The 21,671-nt window shown below is 47.3% G+C and carries 11 protein-coding genes; 1 reads left to right on the top strand and 10 read right to left on the bottom strand.

Going from position 1 to position 21,671, the window contains the following annotated elements; genetic code table 11:
• Nucleotides 1-1,163: 1,163 nt before the first annotated feature.
• From CHB62_RS04800 to CHB62_RS04825, 6 genes are all read right to left on the bottom strand, one after another.
• Nucleotides 1,164-2,777, bottom strand: coding sequence for a RagB/SusD family nutrient uptake outer membrane protein (locus CHB62_RS04800; RefSeq protein ID WP_089365912.1), 1,614 nt, complete (start codon nt 2,775-2,777; stop codon nt 1,164-1,166).
• A 22-nt stretch (nt 2,778-2,799) separates the two neighbouring features.
• The gene (locus CHB62_RS04805) at nt 2,800-5,928 is read right to left on the bottom strand and encodes a SusC/RagA family TonB-linked outer membrane protein (protein WP_089365975.1); all 3,129 of its coding nucleotides are present in this window, start codon (nt 5,926-5,928) and stop codon (nt 2,800-2,802) included.
• A 958-nt stretch (nt 5,929-6,886) separates the two neighbouring features.
• A complete protein-coding gene (locus tag CHB62_RS14820; RefSeq protein ID WP_158296857.1) occupies nt 6,887-7,057 on the bottom strand; it encodes a hypothetical protein in 171 nt (56 codons plus the stop codon).
• 94 nt (nt 7,058-7,151) lie between these two features.
• Complete coding sequence (locus CHB62_RS14825) at nt 7,152-7,322, bottom strand: hypothetical protein (protein ID WP_158296856.1); 171 nt, start codon at nt 7,320-7,322, stop codon at nt 7,152-7,154.
• A gap of 1,200 nt (nt 7,323-8,522) precedes the next feature.
• A complete protein-coding gene (locus CHB62_RS04820) occupies nt 8,523-10,829 on the bottom strand; it encodes a GEVED domain-containing protein (RefSeq protein WP_240616279.1) in 2,307 nt (768 codons plus the stop codon).
• A gap of 21 nt (nt 10,830-10,850) precedes the next feature.
• Nucleotides 10,851-12,380, bottom strand: coding sequence for an alpha-L-fucosidase (locus tag CHB62_RS04825; RefSeq protein WP_089365914.1), 1,530 nt, complete (start codon nt 12,378-12,380; stop codon nt 10,851-10,853).
• A 1,010-nt stretch (nt 12,381-13,390) separates the two neighbouring features.
• On the opposite strand from CHB62_RS04825, the gene CHB62_RS14830 reads away from it, so the two are divergent.
• Nucleotides 13,391-13,531, top strand: a complete 141-nt coding sequence (locus tag CHB62_RS14830) for a hypothetical protein (RefSeq protein ID WP_176414840.1) — start codon at nt 13,391-13,393, stop codon at nt 13,529-13,531.
• A 488-nt stretch (nt 13,532-14,019) separates the two neighbouring features.
• On the opposite strand, the gene CHB62_RS04830 is transcribed toward CHB62_RS14830, so the two are convergent.
• The 4 genes from CHB62_RS04830 to CHB62_RS04845 all read right to left on the bottom strand — a co-directional run bounded on the left by CHB62_RS04830 (nt 14,020) and on the right by CHB62_RS04845 (nt 20,551).
• Entirely contained in the window at nt 14,020-15,099 is a 1,080-nt protein-coding gene (locus CHB62_RS04830; protein ID WP_089365915.1) for a DUF4876 domain-containing protein, read from the bottom strand.
• Nucleotides 15,100-15,231: 132 nt separating this feature from the next.
• Nucleotides 15,232-16,638 carry a hypothetical protein gene (locus tag CHB62_RS04835; RefSeq protein ID WP_009010396.1) on the bottom strand — a complete coding sequence of 469 codons (1,407 nt, stop codon included), beginning with the start codon at nt 16,636-16,638 and terminating at the stop codon, nt 15,232-15,234.
• 15 nt (nt 16,639-16,653) lie between these two features.
• Nucleotides 16,654-18,111 (bottom strand): hypothetical protein, encoded by a 1,458-nt coding sequence (locus tag CHB62_RS04840; protein WP_089365916.1) that lies wholly within the window; start codon nt 18,109-18,111, stop codon nt 16,654-16,656.
• A gap of 16 nt (nt 18,112-18,127) precedes the next feature.
• A complete protein-coding gene (locus CHB62_RS04845; protein WP_176414841.1) occupies nt 18,128-20,551 on the bottom strand; it encodes a TonB-dependent receptor in 2,424 nt (807 codons plus the stop codon).
• Nucleotides 20,552-21,671: the final 1,120 nt, after the last annotated feature.

The following is a 21,671-nucleotide window of genomic DNA, read 5'->3' on the forward strand; positions in this document are numbered from 1 at the left end:
CCGAGAGATGCAGACAACCTCTCGCTACGCGTCGAGAACGTCTGCATCTCTCGGAGAGGGACACTCTTTTATTGCACTTCGTTTTGGAACTTGCACCGTCAGTCTGCTTGTTAATAAGAGGTACGGAGCGTGAGGGGGTATTGTTAAGCAAAAGAAATGGCGATATAAACGTCTTATAATCAGCTGGTAACGCATTCAGAAGACGTGAGAAAGTCGGGATGTAGGGCTTGATGAACAACATCGTTCAGCCTGTTTATGTGCTCATTCTCACCATCGGTATCAGATAGACAATCGTCTTTTTGAGCCCATAAGATAGTGGCCCCTCCCCCTTCCCCTCCCCCGCAGGGAGGGGCGTAATATGTGAGGTTACCCCTATAGGCCTGCTTGCATACTTTGTAGAGGGTTTTCTCTCACAGAACTCACAGATGTAACAGAACCTTTTGGCGCACAGTTTCGATCTCACAGAAGGCCTCCGGCATACAGAATTCACAGAGCGTTACAGCCATTGTAAATATGAATAAGGAACAACAAAAAGCCTATATCCACTCTATAGGGGTATCTCGGTGATCACTCCCCTTCCCTTCGGGGGAGGGGACGGGGGAGGGGCCTCTAACTTATAGGGGTATCTCGGTGATCACGCCCCGCCCTTTGGAGGAGGAGACGGGGGAGGGACCAGTTGGGGACGGAGGAGGGGCCTATACCTTTCCTCTGTGTTCCTCCGTGAGAAGCAGACGTTTTTCTGTTTCATACTAAGAGTTTTATAATTTGTGTAAATACTATAGTTTCATATACATAGAGTACTAAAAAAAGTAGAGTAACATGCTCATCTGTTACTCTACTCTTTCTTAGTTCATCTGTTACTCTGTCTTTCTAACATCCTTCCAGAGCACATAACTTGTCGACTTGTTACCTCGTCTACTCATCAACGGGGTACTTGTCCTCCTGTTACTCTGTCTTTCTAATACCCTGTCAGAGCACAAAACAGACTCGTCATCCACCCCCTCCTCATTCCTTCCCTTCGGTCGGCGACCATCGGAATGGAGAGGAGTTGGATGAGAAACTGCGGTAGAGAGATAGGAAACTCTCGGTGTTCACGTCCCTTCCCGTAGGAGAGGAGTTGAGGGAGAGACCCTTCGGAGGTCTATATTACATGCTCCGTTCTGTTACTTTGCATACCCAGGATTCTGCTCCAACTTAGGGTTGTCAGAGATATTCCATTGTGGTATAGGGAGGTAACGGTTGTAAGTTTGAAACGAGCGGTCCTCAACCTTGCTTGTACCACTTACTACGGCACGCATGGTTGGGTCGGTAGCTGTGTTGTCGATAGTACCTGTGACGCGGGTTAGTGGACCGTTCAATACTGTCTCAGCAACCATCTTACCGTTGCTTGTCCAGCGCAAGATGTCAGCACGACGAAGGCCTTCACCAGCGAACTCTGAGCCACGCTCGCGGCGAATTAGCTCACGAAGCTTGTCCTTAGTGTTATACTTAGACTGGTCGACAGCTGGCATTCCCACACGTGTGCGCACCTTATCGAGCATTGCATAGACGTTTGCAGAAGGACCGTTCAGCTCGTTCTCGGCCTCAGCCCACGTCAAGAGCACCTCAGCATAACGGAAGACAATAGGCGAAGCCTCCGTGTCCCATACGTCAGCATACTGTGTCTTAGGGTCTAAGTACTTACGCCATGTGAGCGCAGTCTTGGATGAGTTGGCCGCATTGGTTGGGTAGTTAGGGTTCTTCTTACCGTTGACATTCTCGTCGAGGGTATTGAAGACGGTGCCATCCCAGTCGCAACCAGGATAGAGAATAGTCATTGCCATACGTGGATCACGGCCATGGAAAGGATGCGTAGCATCGTATCCAGACCCCGCCTCGTCGATGGTCATACCATTACTCATCTCATAGTTATCGACACACTTCTGCGTAGGAACGACAGAAGACCAGCCTCCGTCACCATTGTTATAAAGCTGTCCGATAGTACTCAGAGGGCGTGTACCGCTCTTATACTGTACTGCAAGGATGATTTCCTTAGAGTCTTTACCAGCCAACTTAAACAAGTTCGTGTAGTCAGGGTCGAGTTCATAGAGACCTAAATCGATGATAGCTTGTGCGGCATCCTTGGCCTTCTGATAGTCACCCCAGTAGAGTGCAGCACGCATCTTCATAGCCAGTGCGGCGCCCTTAGCGATACGTCCGCGTGCAGCAGGGCTCGTGTTGATGTCGGCAATAGCCTCGTCAAGGTCTTTGAAAACCAAGTCCTTCACCTCTTGCTCCGTATTTCTTGGTACGCGAGCCTCCTGTGCACTGGTGAAGGGCTTGACGATTGGCACACCACCATATAGGAATCCCATACGGAAATAGTTGTAGGCACGGATGGCCTTCACCTGTGCGATGAGGTCTTTCTTAGCCGCCTCGCTACTGAAAGCACACTTATCAACATTCTCAAGGAAGGTGTTGCATCGTCCAATGATGGTATAGTCGTAGAACGACCAACCCGGAGAAGAAGGCGAGAGCGAGCCATTACCTATATTAGTAAAGCCCTCCCAAGGGAAGTTATTATACGCAAAGTCAGAGCCAGCGTCCCAATACAACAATGCTCCACCGTCTTCCCAACCATCGTAACAACCCACGAGGAACTTCTCAGCATCGTCACTTGTCTTCCAAGTAGTTGATGGTGACATAGCGTCCTTAGGTACGGTAGTGAGGTAGTCATTACAAGATGTGAGTGCAAAAGCAGCCACACCAGCCAATATATATGTTCTTACTGTTTTCATAATGTATATCGGGTATTTACGGTTAGAATGTGATATTGATACCGATAGAGTGTGAACGGAGCAGCGGATAAGATGATCCACGCTCGCTGGTTACCTCTGGGTCAATATTAAATGGCAATGCATCGAAGGTAAGGAGGTTCTCTCCAGCATAGTAGATACGCACCTTCTCGAGTCCAATCGCTTTGAGTGTGCTCTTAGGAAGGGTGTAACCTATCTGCAAGGTCTTCAATCTCAAGTATGCTGTATTCCACAACCAGAAGGTCGACATAGCACGTGTCATGTCGCTTGGACTGTTTCCTGTCTCGAAGACACGAGGGAGTTTAGCATTGTGATTGTCGTCTGTCCATGAGTCTTTCCACAGTGTTGATGGGTGGCTGGCATCGCCAGAGAACTCGCCAAGAACCTCACGGTTGTAGATATGAGATACTGCTCCAACACCCTGCCAAATCATAGATAAGTCTATATTCTTCCATGTTGCGCCAAGGTTGAAACCGTAGGTAATAGCAGGGATGTCCGTATGCTTGGTATAAATACGGTCGTTTGAGTCGAGCTTACCATCGCCGTTAGCATCCTCATAGATAAGGTCGCCCGCCATGAACTTACGTCCGAATGGGTTGCCATACTTGGCTGTGTAGTCGTCAGCCTCCTGTTGAGAGTTGAAGAACTTACCCGTTGCCTTGTACATATAATAACTCTTGTACTGCTGACCAATAGCTGTACGGCGGTTGCGGTTATCCTTATCTACAACATATTCGGTTCCCTCACCCAAGTAGAGAATCTTATTCTTGTTGTAAGAGAAGTTCGCACCAACATTGATTGTCCAATCCTTGTTCAACTGCTTTGCATAAGCCAATGAGAGCTCAACACCCTGATTGCGCAATGCACCGATATTATCCTTGTAAGCACCGAGGGCAAACTCTGCTGGAGCAGATACGTCCATGATGATACCAGTAGTCTTGCGGTTGTAGTAATCCAACGAACCTGTCAAACCACCGAAGAGGGTAAAGTCAAGACCAACGCCCCATGTGGTTGAACGCTCCCAAGAGATTGTCTCAAGGTGATAGCTACCCTGATAGTAACCCGGAGTGAGCTGACCACCAAATGGATACTTCGCATTGAGGTTGTAAGTGTTCATCCAAGGATAGTAATCGTTCAGAGCGTCCTGATTACCAAGCTGACCCCATGATGCACGCAGCTTCAAGTTGTTCAACCATGACTTTGAACCCTCCATGAATGGTTCCTCAGAGACCCTCCATGCAGCCGAGAAGGATGGGAAGAAGCCCCAACGATGACCATCGGCAAAGCGTGAAGAAGCGTCAGAACGGAAGTTAGCCTCAAAGAGGTAACGACCCGCATAGTCGTAGTTCAATCTTCCAAAATATGACACCATCGCCAGCTCACGAGTGTTACCAGCATTCTGTTGGGTCGATGCGTCACCAGCGTTCATATCGGTCAAGTCGTTGTTAGGGAAGCTCTTTCGATACATCCAGTCAGGTAGATACTTATAGCGTTCAGTATGCCATCCAAGCATAGCCTTGATGTTGTGCTTCGCAAAAGACTTGTCATAGTTAAGGAAAGCATCAAAGGTTGTACGATGCCAGTCGTAGTGAGCGATCTCTAACTTATTAGGGTCAGAAGCCTTGTTAGGGTTATACTGAATGAATTTCTGGAAATAAGAGTAACGCTGTGAAGCGTCAACGTAAGCACCTTGGAGCGTCAGCTTCAAGTCTTTTAGTATCTGATAGTCAAGCCCAATCATACCTGTAAAGTTGCGATTGTTGCGGTTCACGGTCATACCCGACTCCAACCACGCCATTGGGTTACCATCAGAAACAGTGCCGTAAGTGCCATCCTCATACTTATAAACTATCCATGGAGCAATGATATTAAGCTGTCTAATAATCTGATCACTACTTCCTCCGGCGTAAGCACTACTTGCGTCGCGGTAGTTGTTTTGGATATAAGCGAGGTTGAGATGGGCAGTGATGCGCTTAGATAACACCATGTCGATATTTGCACGACCATTAAACTGCTCACGACCAGCATTAGGAAGGATACTGCTCTGCTTTAGATAGCCTGCAGAAGCAAGGTATTTTACAAACTCATTACCGCCAGTGATGTTCACACTATGGCGGTTTTGCCATGCTGTCTTGAATGCAAGACCATACCAGTCGGTGTTTGGATAGTTGTAAGGATCCGACCCATCACGGAACTTCTGAATAGCTTCTTCAGAGAAGCGGGGCGCCTTACCGCTGCGTTCCAATGCCTTATTATAATAGTAAGCGGCATCGGCTGAGTTCATTCTATCCATCAGAGCAGTTGCATTCTGAATACCGAAATAACCTGAATAACTAACCTTTGGCGCACCGTTCTGCCCTCGTTTTGTAGTTACCAGTATCACACCATTAGATGCTTTAGAACCATAGATGGCTGCTGAAGAAGCATCTTTCAGAACAGAAATACTTGCGATATCCTCCGGATCAAGCGAGTTTAACGTTCCAGCCTCAACACCATCAATCAAGATATAAGGTGATGCAGAGTTCAAAGTTCCCACACCACGCACAAGAATAGAGCCATTGTCAAGACCTGGCGCACCGTCGGCTCCAGTCACCGTGATACCTGGCAATAAGCCCTGCAAGCCTGAAGACACATTAGAGATAGGGCGGTTTTCGAGCGTCTTACCGTCGAGTTGTGCTACAGAACCAGACAGATTGGCCTTCTTCTGAGTACCATAACCGACAACAACAACCTCGCTCAGCGCGCTGTTCTCGTCCTTCAGTGTAATGTTATAGCTTGTCACGCCACTTCTCACCGTCAGACTCTGAGTAGCGAAACCAACATAACTAATCTTCAACTCCGTTCCGGGAGCGACAGAGATTGAGAAGCGACCATCCACATCGGTCACTCCTACGGGAGTACCATTGGCAAGTACGGATGCACCAATGACTGGTTCGCCATTCACATCTTTAACTACACCATTAATACTCTGCTTTTGCTGCTGAACACTCATACTCGTGTTCGCATCCACATTGGCTAATACTGGGGACGGAGCAACGGCCATCAACCCAAGAGCAAAGGAGAAAGCGACGCTACCCGTTACAAAGGGAGGGTGCTTCCTACGGTTCTTACTAACTTTCATAAAATTAGACATATATTCTTCTGATTTAGGTTTTGTGCTACAAATATAGTTGTTTATACAATAATAAACAAGCATTTAGTTCTTTTTTTTTGGTTAGAAGTGTTGTTCTCGCACACAAGTAAGAATCTTCCTCCGCCTCCTCTCCGAAAGTATCGTTCATTGGCTTGCTTAGTTCTCTCGCTCTTCTCCTTTCTCATCTTACCCTTTCTCGTCGCCAACCTCTCCTTTCCTTGTCGCCAACCTCTCCCTTTCTTGTCGCTTTCCTCTCCCCATTAATCGAAGAATATCTCCTCTTCATTGTGCTATCTTAGTAATCTCTCCGCCCTTCAAAAGTATTAGTAATTCTGCGAAAAAACCTTACATCTTATCAACCTAAACGTCCTCATAATTAGGAATAGGATACCTTCTATAACCGATACTATAACCCTCACAGTGTCAATACGTTATATATAGCGTTTGAGAACATGCCTTTCTTGCATGCAGAACATGCCCTTCTTGCCCCAAGAAAGGCCTCTTCTCGAATGAAGAAGAGCGTGTTCTTGGAGCTTGAAGGGCGTCTCGCCGAATGGAGAGTGGATTGGTCACTGAAAACTCTTGACATTTTCTATGAGTAAGTTCAGTGTTCTATCTCGCAAACGCACATTCTATCTCTCACGCTGGTGAGGTTTTTCTCTCACAGAGCGCACAGAGTTCACGGAGCTTTTTGGCGCACAGTTTCGAGCCCACAGAACGCCTCCGGCATACAGAGTTCACAGAGCGTTACTGCTAAAGGTGGCTGTAAGGTTCTGTGTTATTGGTTGACTTAATGTCTCTGTGAAGCTTTATGTGTTCTGTTCATCTGTGTTATTCTGTGAGAAAAAGAACATTGTATGTGTGTGTGGATAGGTTTTTCTCTCACAGAGCGCACAGAGTTCACGGAGCTTTTTGGCGCACAGTTTCGAGCCCACAGAACGCCTCCGGCATACAGAGTTCACAGAGCGTTACTGCTAAAGGTGGCTGTAAGGTTCTGTGTTATCGGTTGACTTAATGTCTCTGTGGAATGCTGTGTGTTCTGTTCATCTGTGTTCTTCTGTGAGAAATAGAACGCACCCTCTGGATGAGATAATAACCACGAAAGTAGCTGGAGAGTTCCTTCTCTCACAAAGGGTATTTCTTTCTCTCACAGAACTCACAGATTTAACAGAACATTTTTGCGCACAGTTTCGAACTCACAGAACGCCTCCGGCATACAGAGTTCACAGAGCGTTACTGCTAAAGGTGGCTGTAAGGTTCTGTGTTATCGGTTGACTTAATGTCTCTGTGGAATGCTGTGTGTTCTGTTCATCTGTGTTCTTCTGTGAGAAATAGAACGCACCCTCTGGATGAGATAATAACCACGAAAGTCGCTGGAGAGTTCCTTCTCTCACAAAGGGTATTTCTTTCTCTCACAGAACTCACAGATTTAACAGAACATTTTTGCGCACAGTTTCGAACTCACAGAACGCCTTCGGCATACAGAACTCACAGAACGTTTCAGCTAACGTTGGCTGTAACGTTCTGTGAAATCGGTTGACTTAATGTCTCTGTGAAATGCTGTGTGTTCTGTTATTCTGTGTTATTCTGTGAGAAATAGAACGCACCCACTCTATGAGATAATGCCTATGAGATTTGCTGGGGAGTTTTTTCTCTCACAGAGCACACAGATCTAACAGAATATTTTGCGCACAGTTTCGAGCCCATAAGATAGTGGCCCCTCCCCCAACCCCTCCCCCGCAGGGAGGGGTGTAATATGTGAGGTTACCCCTACAAGATTGCCAATAAGAGGTATCACGAAGCCAACATCCACTCTATAGGGGTATCTCGGTGATTACGCCCCTCCCTTTTGGGGAGGGGACGGGGGAGGGGCCATCATCTTTCTGAACCCTGTGTGTTCTGTTATTCTGTGTTATTCTGTGAGAAAAAGAACATAGTAGGTGTGTGTGGATAGGTTTTTCTCTCACAGAGCGCACAGAGTTCACGGAGTTTTTGGTGCACAGTTTCGAGCCCACAGAACGCCTCCGGCATACAGAGAACACAGAGGCCTCACCCCCAGCCCCTCTCCGAATGGAGAGGGGAGTGGTATGTGAGGTTACCCCTATAGGACTGCTGATAATAGGAGATGGGCTGCTAAACATACAGAGGACACGTAGGGGTATCTCGGTAATCACTCCCCTCTCCATTCGGAGAGGGGCTGGGGGTGAGGCTTCTGTTGGCTGTAAGGTTCTGTGTTATCGGTTGACTTAATGTCTCTGTGAACCTTTGTGTGTTCTGTTATTCTGTGTTCCTCCGTGAGAAGCAGACGTTTTTCTGTTTCGTAGTAAGAGTTTTATAACTTGTGTAAATACTATAGTTTCATATACATAGAGTACTAAAAAAAGTAGAGTAACACGCTCATCTGTTACTCTACTCTTTCTTAGTTCATCTGTTACTCTGTCTTTCTAATACCCTGCCAGAGCACATAACTTGTCGACTTGTTACCTCGTCTACTCATCAACTGGATACTTGTTCATCTGTTACTCTGTCTTTCTATACCCTGTCTGAGCACGTATCTTGTCGGCAGGCCACCCCTGTCCCCCTCTTACTCTGTCTTATTTAATGAGCAACTTCTTACCATTACGGATGACAATACCTCTGTGGTTTTTGCCAACAGAGCGACCTGTTAGGTCGTAAGTGGTAGTGGCGTCTTGTTGAAGAGTCAGACTACTAATACCCGTAGAAGTCTTTTTAACTTCTGTCGGAACGAAGGTTGAGCCACCATCCTTACCCCCTGTCCAATAAGCGAGGTTGTTATTAGCACGATAGTTGAGGCCGTAGCCCTCTGGATTACAGATGTAGAAACCTGCCTCATCATTAGGACTAACATTCAAGAACCAGCCACTTGTGTAGCCTATAGGAAGTTCGCTTGCTGACTCAAGGGTAGCGAAGGTGAAGCCACCAGCATTACCCGAGCCCTTTGGAGACGCCGACGCAAGCACATGTGTAGGTCCTACTGCCTTATTAATAAGGTGGAATCCGCTGTAAGGGTCACCTGTCAATGCCCAGAGCGCAGCATCCTTGTCAGTGTCAGACTGGTCTATGAAGTAGACATTCGGAGCGTAGGTTCGTGAAGAGACCCACTTTGGCTGTGAGCTAACCTTTAGGTTATACCAAGTCGTGTCAGTAGCTGTTGCAACCTTCATCGGACCCGTCCACATGGCGTTAATACGTACGGTGGCAGGGAGAGAGGTAACGGTCTGTGTATCAGAAGATAGTTCTACAAAGTCTCTGTTGAGGCTTTCGGGAATCGTCACCGCCCCCGTCTTGGCACCATTGACAGCCGTTGAATAAACAAACTTATTGTTGAAATAAACCTCGTAGGTCAAGGTTGTCTTCGCATCTATGAATATTCCTTCAAGCGAAACATCCCCATCAATCATCTCAGCAGGCAGGGTGAAGGTGCCATCTTCATTGAAACGCTCACGTGGAACGAGCTCGTCAACATACTGATAGGTGCCGTGGCTGAGGCTGTCGCCTGTGAGGTTGTAGCCATGACGTACCCTTAAGCCATTGAAGTTGAACCCGTGTTCGGGCTTCATCTTGATGGTGAAGGGTTGTCCGAATGGTATGCTGAGGTTGTTGAGTTCGGTGTCATCGGCCGCAACAACCTTTCCGTTGAGTGCACCTTGGGTAATCGTCACATTGTCACCATGCACATTAAGGCGAATGTCCATGGCTCCTCCGCCATTATTAATAATGTGGTTATTAGTCTCGATACTACCTCCTGCATCCGAAGAGTTCCAATCCACCTTGTAACGCATGCGGTAGAAACCATGCTGAAGGGTGTCGGGAAGGGTGAAGGCCGGCATGGAGAGTGTGTTACGACCATTGCCTGAAATCTCCGTACCAGCACTGTTAAAGCCGCTGTTCTCGTCAGATGCGGATAGGAAAGAGTAGGCCATCAGCTCGTTACCAGCGTCAGGAACAATCTGTCCTGCCTCCACCTTCGGTTCAAAGCGCCCGTTGTTGTTCAGGTCGACATATACATAGCTGTGCATCCAGATGCCCTTGTACTGAACAGCCGGGGTGAGTGTCTCGCCCGGTTTGGCCCAGAAAGCCCGCTTGCTGAGGTAGGTGTAGGCTGGAGTAGACGACGAGATGTCGCCGTAGACAGCTATGCTTTGGTTGCCGAGGCTGATACCCTTGAGTCCACGATCAGTTCTTGTGCACTTCTGATCTTTGTTATAATTCATCGGATAGTCCTCACGGTTGGTTGTTGTGAAGGCCTCGTTGTTCACGACGATATTATCGATATAAGCAAGGAAATCATCTTTAAGACCGTTGGAGTCCTCACAGTCGACTACAACTACAAGACTATGGATGTCAATACCACCTGCCCCTTTGACCGGGAAGACCGCATCTACCCACTTGTTAGGCTCTATCTCCTTTGTAGAGAACTCCCAGAACTGCTCTGTATCAGCACTCTGACCAGGGCGGTCGGTACGTTTTCCGAGTCCGATGAGCATGGTGCGCCCCGCTTTCGGCTTGTGTATCATCACATGAACATACTTAGTTTCCTTGGTCAAAGCGAAGGGCTGCTTAAGATCTATGCGTGCACCGAATGTGTTTGAACCGTAGCGTGAACGCTGGAAGCCCAACACCTTGTCTGAAGCATTCGGTGTTGACTTCAATACATCATCATAGTTTTTATCGATGTTGCTCACCACCTGCACGTTACCTTGCAGTGTTGCGGGCTGTCCGTCATGGCTACGGAAAGGCGACTTCAGCCATGTGTCGTAGACACCAATAGCCTGATAGTCTTGGTTCTCGAAGTCTATTCTAACTTCATCTGTGGTCTGTGCGTGAAGTAATGAGCTGCAGAACAATAGGCCACAAGCTGCTAATATATTCTTTTTCATACTGTTTCTCATGTCAAAGGATTAATAAATGGCAATCTCACTCATAACAGGACAAGCCTTGGCGTCCTTGATGTGTATGCGAATAGCACGTGCTTCATAGCCCGAGCCATAGCTGTTTGCGGTGCTCCCATTGAGCGGAATGATGCGCTTATAGCCTATGGTGGTCTGCTTCACCTTATTGGCAAGTGGCTTCCATGTGCTGCCATCGGTGGTGTACTCAACTGAGAAGCTCTTGACACGTTGCCCAAGTCTGACATACTCTTGTAGTGTCACGTAGCGAACAGTCTGTGGGTTGTTCCATTTCAAGGTAAGGGTAACATCCTTTACGTCGTCTTCTGCGGCCCAGTAAGTGTCTGGGTTCTCGTCAATAAGGTTGTTTGCTGCGTAGGAACGGGTTGCGCCATGTGCACGAGTACTGCTTGCCTCGATAGTAGCCGACTTGGCAAGGTTGGTCTGGAAACGGCTCTTTAGCATCTTACCGAACTCTTTCAATCGGCTTACTTGGTCTTGTGGGAGTTTACCACTCCTGTCGGGAGGACAGTTAAGGATGAGTGTTGAGTTGCGACCCACTGTCTCTAAATACATCTGGAACGTGCGTTCTGCCGTCATCGGCTTGCTTTTTTGACTCCAAAACCAGCCAGGGTTCGTAAACTTAGCATCGCTCTCACCAGGCAACCAGAACCATCCGTTCTCCGTACCATACATACCATTGCGCTCAGGAGCAACGCCGCGATTCTCGTTACACCAGTTGGTCTCGCCTGCCCATCCGTCTTCGTTACCAATCCAACGGGCCTCACCACCGACACCCCAAAGGATGATGTTCGGGCTAAGCTTGTGTATTGAGTCACGGAGGTTAGGCACGTCATAGTAGGTGGAACGGTCTATGTGGATGGTTGTGTTCTTACCTCCATAGTAGCCATCACCGCCGTTAGCACCGTCAAACCACATCTCGAACTGGTCTGACCCATACTTTGCCAACTCAGCACACTGCTTTAAGAAGACGTCCTTCACATAGCTGTCAGTACCGTACTGACCGTTGTTTCTATCCCAAGGCGACACGTAGAAGCCATATTTCATGTGTAGTTCTTGTGCTGCTTTGGCAAAGAGTTCGGCAATGTTAACGCCTTGTGCGTTAGGACTCGACGAATGTGATATATTATAATCGGTAGACGCTGTGGGCCATAAACAGAAGCCATCATGATGCTTAACGACTGCAATACCACCCTTCATGCCAGCTGCCTGCACAGCCTCCAACCATTGTCTCGGGTCTGGTTTCTCAGTCGGAGCAAAGCTGTTAGGGCTCTCGTTGCCCTTTCCCCACTCCTCATTAACGTAGGTATTCATGCCATAATGGAAGAAAGCATAGAACTCTGTCTGCTGCCACTGCCATTGTCTGTCAGAAGGAACAGGGAATACTGGACGCGGCTCGTTCTCTGGGTTCGGAGCAACTTGCGTCTGAAGCGTCATAACGGTAGGGTTCTGAGCAAAGCTCGTAGCCGTCGCCGTTAGTGCAAGTGCGGTTAGCACACCGTGTAGAAATCGGTTGTTCATATTAGGTTTATTAGTTATGCAGCACCTTGAATGTTACATTTTTATAAGTATTTGATTGACAATGTATAGTTTAGGTAATATCGTCATTGGGAGTAGCTTACATGCCCCCGTGCTGCTGTATGAAAACATTAAGCCACTCAAAAGATGTCCGCAAATATACAAATTAATTCTTATATTCGTGTCATTAGGACCATAATTTGTTCAAGGGGACAGCAGCCTTGCTCCTAACTTAGGCGGCCCCTCCCCCAACCCCTCCCCCGTAGGGAGGGGCGTAGTATGTGAGGTTACCCCTACAAGACTGCCATCAAAGAACATAATGAAGCCTACATCCTTTTTATAGGGGTATCTCGGTGATTACGCCCCTCCCTTCGGGGGAGGGGACGGGGGAGGGGCCTCTAACTTATAGGGGTATCTCGGTGATCACGCCCCTCCCTTTGGGGGAGGGGACGGGGGAGGGGCCACTACTTGCTTTGAATGCTGTGTGTTCTGTTCTTCTGTGTTTTTCTGTGAGAAATAGAACGCACCCTCTGTGAGAAATAATGCTGATTATATCTTCAGAAACTGTAAGGATATTTCGCTAATCACTCTCTTCTCTTTTCGAGGAAACGCTGTTCATGGTTGGAGAAGACGCCCTTCAAGGGTCGAGAACATGCCTTTCAAGGGGCAAGAAGACGCCCTTCTTGATGCTTGAAGAGGCCTTTCTTTAATGCTGTTTATAACCTTTTGATTTCGTGTGGGTTATAAGCTTGCTTCTTGTCGGTGTGGCGGTGGTTTGTAGGTGGACTTTTATAAGGATGGTGTAAAGAAATTTCCAAACTTCTAAAGACTGCTAATTTGTCGAAAGACTACGAATTACTCGAATGGCACTAATGCTGGATGGGACGTAAGAATACAACCTTTAATGTACGAGACTACGAATTACACGAATGGCACTAATGCTGGATGGGACGAAAGAATACAACCTTTAATGTACGAGACTACGAATTACTCGAATGGTACTAATGTTGGGTATGAGGAAAGAATATAGTCTTGAAAATGGAAGACTACGAATTACTCGAATGGTACTAATGCTGGGTATGAAGAAAGAACATAGTCTTGAAAATGGAAGACTACGAATTACTCGAATGGCACTAATGCTGGATGGGACGTAAACACATAGTCTTGAAAATAGAAGACTACGAATTACTCGAATGGCACGAATGCTGGATGGGACGAAAGCACATAGTCTTGAAAATAGAAGACTACGAATTACACGAATGGAGCGAATATGAGTTACGAGGATACTTGTGTGGGGGTATCTCGGTGATTACGCCCCTCCCTGCGGGGGAGGGGACGAGGGAGGGGCCAGCTGGGGAGGGGGGAGGGGCCAGCTGTTGTTTGTTGAGGGCCAGCTGGTTATACGCTTTCTTGGCAGTACTTAGCCTCCTTTTCATTATATATACACAATGGGAAAGGCTGCAGCAAGATAGGGTGGACCTAAGATGCTGCAGCCTTATTATCCTTTTTGTGTGTTGTTCTTTTACCTTGTTGACTATTTACTCATGTTGTTATCACTTTATTGCGTTGCCCTTCTCATCCTTTCTTGATAGCGAGGCAACCTTGACTTCAAAGTCGGCAGTGGTGTTTACTCACCTTGTTATCACTTTATTGGGTTGCCTTTTTCATCCTTTCTTGATAGCGAGGCAACCTTGACTTCAAAGTCGGCAGTGGTGTTGTTGTCGTCAACAAACTTCTTTCCATCCCACTTTCTCACCAGGGCTAAGCCTGAAGAGATAGGGTAGTCGCTTTGTTTAAGGCCAGAGAATGAGTTGTCGGTAACGGCATTGTAGCCCCTGTCTAACTTGCTTGGACGCATTTGGAACATACGACGTGGACAGATGGTGATGCAGTCGATGACGCACTCTAAGGGTACTTCTATGGCATAGAAATCGCCGTGAGCACTACTGGTGACAGTGATATAATGCAGATAACCTTTACTATCCTTTGTTTCGGCATAGTTCTTCTTGAATTCCTCTGGTGTCCAAGGGAGTTTTATCAAGGCTATACCGTTGCTTTCAGACACACGAGAGAAGTCATAAGAAGGTCCGATATTACCGCTGGCGTCGGTAGATGTGAGGATAGCACACATATCAGGTACGTTCGGATTGTTCTTCTGTCCGGGGTCATAGTTGATGTTTGTCCATTCAAAGTCGGCTTTGCTCAAATCTAAGAAGGCATTTAGACCGCCATACATGCTTAAGTCCTCACCCTCTAACTCGGCTTCGAAGCTAGCTTTATGGTCGATGGCATACTTTGCGACGATGATGGTCTGGCCCGGTTTGACAGGATAGTCATTGCCCTTGCCAGGGAAGTAAGAGATACCAGAAGCACCATAGTAGCGATTGACGAAATCGTCTTTTGGTGCGAACTGAATGGCTTTGCTTGGGTCGATAGCATTGACACACAAGGCCAGACCGTCAAGATATTTCACCTCATCCGTAGGGTTGAAGATGGTAATATACTGGTCGTCATTGTACATCTGGTTCATATTCTTCATTCCCCAAGCACGTACATCACGATACCAATAGTGGCCTACATAGAACACTTCCTTTATGATTAAGTGGTCTAACTTAGTCTTAGATGTTGATTGCTTGACGGGCATCTCGTTACGTGTACAGCTACTCATCGCTAAAAGCATTAGGCCGATGAGCAGGCACGCAGCTATCTTCTTTTGTATCATTTGTTTTCTTCTTTATATGTTTATATAATTGTGAGCAGTGGGAGGGACGGTTGTCACGAAGGGAAAAGATTGTGAGTTACAGACGTCGTGTTACTTCCTTATCGTCGAGACCACCCACTCCCGCTGTCTATGTTACAGGAACCAGTTGCCGAAACCAGAGCCACCACCAATGCCGTGGGTCTGTACATTCTGCGAAGCCTCCAATGCATCTAATGGTGACAGGCCTATCTCATGTCCTAAATAGAAATAGAGAGGGTCGTTCGGGTCGATGGTTGTTGGGTCAGTATCAAAGCTACTGCAGAAGACTTTGATAGGAATATTAAAGCGGAAGAGCTCCTTCCATTCGGAGTCAGCGCCATACTCCTTCGGTTCATCGGGATTGTAAGCCTCTGAACAGATGTAGGGACTACGGAAGACGTAGGTGGAGTGGCGGCTAAGATACTCATCCTTCGGTATCAGTGCCTTCTTTCCTTTCGGACACTTCATCACCCTAACCGATAGATAAAACTTAGGTAAGAGATAAGACGGACGTGTGTAATGACCCGTCTCACCCGTAGCTGGGTCCAAGCGACGTGTTATCTCTAATGGCCACTCCTCATGGAGAGCATCGTTCTCGTCGGCTTCAATGTCGAAATTAAAGTGCCCCTTCAGTCCAACACGGTCCTGGTCGTAGGGAGCAACAGCCCAGTCAGCATCCTCACGGGTCAACGGCGGCAGTAGACGTTGGTTGAATAACTCACGCGCACCATCGGCCATTGCGTTATGAATCCACGTGTCTCGGTAGGTATATTCAAATATCTTCGGTGTGCGTTCGGCTCTTTCTTTCCACGTAGTCGTATTTGCGAAGAATGGTGAAGGTACTGGTGTTGTGTCTATCGTACCGCCTTTCTTCCAGTCACCAAACTTGTTCTTCTTCGGTTTCCACGTACCACGGCAGTCCATCACCTCGTAAGGATTACCCTTGTCGTCGACCTCGCTCACCGTAAAGAATATCTGATACTCATCAGAGTGGTCGAGGATATCATCGTTCATCAGCTTTCCCTCCTTATTAAAGAAGTAGAGGCAGAGTCCCCAACGCTTTAGTTTTCCACCGATGATGCGGATGTAGTCGGGGCCAGTCTTGCCATCGCTCTGTTCAAGATACGTCACTGTGCTCTGGCGTTGCACCTCAACAGTAGGCCACTTAGCCGTGTTGTTGCGAATGATAACGAACTCCTCCTGCTTCCAAGGGGCGTTATGGTAAACGAAATTACCGTGCATCATACCGTCACCGTGGGAGTGTCCCTCCTTAAACATAGCCAGACACGTAGCCCAACCATTGAAGGCTCCGTCTGGATCAGGGTTGTTTACCTGCTCAGAGACCTTTATCTTCGACAGACTATCTACATATCTGTCAGCGCCACTACGTGCTAATCCCTTACTCTCTAAGGGGTTCTCGTTATAATCAACATGTACATTGCCAAAGACAAAGTCGTCGCATGAGGCGAAGACAACGGCAAGGCATGATAATAAAAGGATATTTTTAACTATCTTATTCATGTTTCCAATTCGTTATTACATCAATACTACGTTCTGTCTGTACTGTGTGAAGAAGTCTTGTGGACGTGTTAGCATACGCCAGAGCTGTGCCTTGTTGGCAGCAGGATAGAATCGCTTAACATCCTCAAAACACTTGTCTTCACCGTCCTTGGTATTGGCTATCACACGAACAGACAGTGGATAGTCGATATCGAAGCTGTCCCAACCGGGTTGTAACTGGTTGAAGTCCCATAGGAAACTATGCTCGCTATTGTTTGTATTGCAGTACTTTGCAGGCTTTTCCGACTCTCCTACGTGCTGCTGTCCTTTGTTGAGAATATGACAGATGCGCACCTGCAGTTGGAAAGCAATGTCTGACTTGTGGAACTGCATGACGCCCTTAAAGCCCAAGCGGTCTAAGTCTGAGCCAACGTCTAAGCTGCGTTTCTGATGCAGCAGACCCACAGTATGACCATAACGCTGGCGTGGTGCCTCGGTATCTGGGTCGGTGAAGTCATCGTTATAAGCCTCTGTAAAGAGTTTTCCGAGTTCCTCCTCCACTGGATCAGTGTCTCTATACTCGTATGTAAAGACCTCAGGTGTAATCTTATTCAGCTCCATTGGATCAATAGTCTTGTAGAGATGATAAGTCTTCCCACCAAAGGTAAAAGGCTGCAAAGCCTCTGGCTTACCCGATACCTCAATCGCTCTCCAAGCCAGTTCACTGTTAAATGGCACCTGGTTAAGGCCGAACGTGTAGCCGTCAGGCACATAGATGTTAGATGTAGAGAACTTTGTAGCTGCTTCCATAGCTCCCCCTTGCTCCTTGAAGGTGTATCGGTCATAATAAGTAGGTATTGAAGCCAATGAGCGAGGATAGGCCATTTGCATCCCTTGAACCGCTTTCTCGTGTCCAGAGGAGGTACTATCAGCCACCAACTTGTCTAAGGAAGCGTTGCCAATACCGAAGAAGTGTTGGTGAACAAGGAGTGTTGCGTTGTCTTCATCAGGCACGTTATACCCTTCCTTGTCCTTCATGAAGGGATAACCAGAGAACTGATGATTGATGAGCATACCGTTCTGATCGTAGTACTTCAGCTCCAATCCATAGTAAATATCATCTGATGCAATCACGTCAAAGCAGTCGCGTTCGGTCGTGATGGTCATCTGTCCGTCGTCATCCTTGGCTATATCAATCTCTTGCATGACTGGTATAGAGGTCGAACTACTGACGAGGTGATAGGTGTTATAGGCTTGAATAGAGTCGTTTCCATCAGGTCCTACACCAATCATCCCGCCCTTATAGCCCATTCTCAAGATGGCATGAACGGCATAGATCTGCTCATGTCCCTTCACATCTCGCTCTATAGAGGAAGGAGGGGCTTGTATTATCTTCTTGAAGAAATCGTCAACTTGGTCGTTAGAGCAACTCCCGAAGACGAGTCCTACCGCTGCTGTGGCAAGTATGAGGCGTATGTCTTTATATAGTTTCATATTCTTTTTCAGCTAATTAGAACTTAAACAATGTACGTAAAGAGAAGTTTGCACCACGCTCATGGGCGTAGTATCTGAAGCGGTCGGTGTACTCCTTATAGAGTGCATTGAGTATGTTATCACCGACAATCATAAACTTCAACTCCTTATTCTGCGGCAGTCCGATACGCAGTTCAGCTGTCCCGTTCAGTAGGAAATAGGCTGGTGGCGAGTCTGGAACGAGGTCTTTATCAGGGTCAAAGCGGGTCTGCTTGGTCACATAGATACCTGAGAGCGACAGCGACGAACGATACTTCTGAGGCTTCTTCAGCGGTAGCTCGTAGGTAGCAGAGAGTCCGTAACGGTCTGAAGGCATGAAGGGTAGCCAGTCATTGTGGGTTAGGTTGCGTGCAAACATCCATTCTCCCTTACCGACAAAGGTAAGTCCACGTACAGGCTTCACGGTTGCCTCGATATCACCACCATAGAGTTTCACATCGTCTTGGTCGTAGATAAACTTCGGATACTTACCACTTGGGTGGTTATGGAAGCGGTCCTTACCTTCTCCGATATGGTCGTATATATAGCTGTTGATACGTTGGAAGAAGAAGCTGGGCTCTACCGAGAACCAAGTATTCCTATATTTCGTACCTAACACGAGCTTATATCCACGCTCACTGGCAAGGTTCTTATTGCCTACTACCCAATAGGAACCGTCTTGAAGACCAATGGCATAGAGCTCATTGATATCTGGTGGGCGCCATGACCAACCGATATTCGCACGTGCATCCCACTTGTCACTGAACTGATAGTGGGTAGCCAGGCTCATTGTGAAGTTACTATAGAGTTTGAAGTCGTCGTAGTAGGTGTAGTTGCTGAGGCTGCTATAGCCATTAACCGACAGTACACGGAAATCATAACGCATACCGAGTGCACACTGCAACCTGCCGAACTCGGCTTTATGAAGGAAATATCCGCCCATCGAAAGGGCTGCGAAGTTAGGGACGAAAGCCGGCTGCTTCGTACCGGGATAGTTGAAGTTCGTTTGGTAAGTATTTGAGAGACCAGCGTCAGTGGTCATCTTCCATAGTTTCCATTTAGCTTGCCAAAGTACGTCAAACTTATAGGTTTTCAGTATCAAGTCCTGCATTGGGATCCAACTCCACTGTGTCTTCTTTCGGTTCTCGAACTCTTGACGGAGGTTCTCTTGGAACGACAGCGTGAGATTTAGGTGATGGTTGGGGTTAAGCTCCCACTTGAGTTCACCCTTCAACGTCACGTGTTGCGACTGTTGGAACGGTGGTTTGATATCGTAAGAGAAGGGTTTAACAGTCTCTGGGTCGGGTCGTCCGTACTCAAAGCGCTTTATCAACTGTGATAAGTCAGATATCTTACTGGCGTAATAGATGCCGCTTCGCTGATAGTAGATACTTGAGAAGAGCGTTGCTGTCAGTTTTCTTCCTTGCCAACCAGCTAAGGCTGAGAAACTGATGGTGTTATATCCCGTGTTATTCAACACGTAGTCGGCGGTATGATAGTCGCCTCCTTTCGTGTACATACCGTGTAGGCGCAGGCCAAACTGCTTATAACCAGTCTCAACAGTACCCGATCCACTGAAGCCACGGGCATTGGTATCGTAGCCTACATTGACGTTTCCATTGACCTTAATCTTCTTGTTTTCGTAGGGTAGGGGCGCATCGTTCAAGAGTACTACACCACCCATCGCACCAAAGCCATAGCGAATACACTCGGCTCCCTTCACCACTTCTACCATGCTCGAACCTGTATAGTCAAGCTCTGGTGCATGGTCGGCACCCCAGCTTTGGCTTTCCAGACGTACACCATTGTTCATCAAGAGGATACGACTACTGTGCATACCTTGAATAACAGGCTTTGCTATCGTGTTTCCCGTACTGATAGAACTAACGCCGGGAATGGTTTCAAGGAGTTTTGCCAAGGAGGTTGCACCACCTTTCTCTAAGGCTTCTTGACTGATGGCAGACGACTGCTGCAACACTGTTGTGTGCCGTTTCAGGGCGGTAACAGTGACATTATCCAACTGCTTGGAGTCGTCCTTTAACTGTAAGGTTATCATGCGACTGTCAGGAACATTAACGACACGGGTCACAGACTTATACCCTACGTAGGTTACCGTCAGTTTTATGCGGTCGGCAGCACGCTTGAGTTTAATCGTACACTTACCATCGATGTCTGTCACCGAGGGATTTGAAACACCTTCGCAACGTACGACAGCACCGATGAGCGGCTCCTGCGACTGTTCAGAAACAACCCGAACGGTTACAGATGTTTTGACATCTTTGTCCTCATCCTCAACTGTTTCCTGCCCATGCACAGACGTGGCATGGACGTAGGTGGGCGGGAATAAGAACAAAGAACTTAAGAGAGTGGCGGACAGATAGTATCTGGCACGCCTTTCATAGTTCACTTTTAATTTGTTCATATATACTCAGATTACAAATAGGTTTTTAATGAGTAGACATCAATCTCTCCCTACTTTCGCAGCAAGAGAACCGAGTCCATATAGTTTACCCAGGCTTAAGACTAAGTCACAGGTGTCTGCAAATGAAGTCAGCCTTGTATCTTCTTTTTTTACGATAAGCGTCTGCAAAGGTATAGAAAATATATATATCGTCCAATACTTACTTTTAATGAATTTGCAAAATCATCATTTTTAGGTAGGTGAAGGGGTAATAGAGACCTCACCCCCAGCCCCTCTCCGAGTGGAGAGGGGAGTGATTAGCGAGGTTACCCCTCCCCCTTCCCCCAGCTGGCCCCTCCCCCTTCCCCCAGCTGGCCCCTCCCCCTTCCCCTCCCCCAAAGGGAGGGGCGTAATCACCGAGATACCCCTATAAGAAGGATATAGGCTACTTGTTGTCCCTTATTCGTGCCAACATTAGCAGTAACGCTCTGTGAACTCTGTATGCCGGAGGCCTTCTGTGGACTCGAAATGTGCGCCAAAAAACTCCGTGAACTCTGTGTGCTCTGTGAGAGATAAACCTATCCAGCGTGAGAGAAAGACCTCACCACGCCCCATGCAAGCAGCCCAATAGGGGTAACCTCACATACTACGCCCCTCCCTACGGGGGAGGGGTTGGGGGAGGGGCCGTAGTTTGCTCTATGAGAGAAAGAACAGTTCTATGTGAAAAAGGAAAGGTATTCAAGTAAACAGGAAATGTCAGGATATTTCACAATTCATATCCGTCTCTTTTCGAAGAAACGCTCTTCTTGAACGAAGAAGACGCCCTTCAACATTCGAGAACATGCCTTTCATGGAACAAGAACATGCCCTTCTTGATGCAAGAAGGGCATGTTCTTAAACGCTGTTTATAACGTACTGATTTATTGAAGGTTATAGAGTAGGTGATAGAAGAGGCTACGCCTACTTCATGGGGATGATTAACACTATTCGATGTAATGATTTTTTACGGCTCAGTTAGCTCACCGAAGAAAGGGGACAATTACCTTTCTGCATTCATCAACAGCTCATAAAGGAGAATAGAAAACACCACTAATGAGTGGTAGGAACTAAGAATAAGAGTACTAAAAAAGCCCATATACCA

The organism is Prevotella jejuni, assembly GCF_900187995.1.
Lineage (GTDB): Bacteria > Bacteroidota > Bacteroidia > Bacteroidales > Bacteroidaceae > Prevotella > Prevotella jejuni.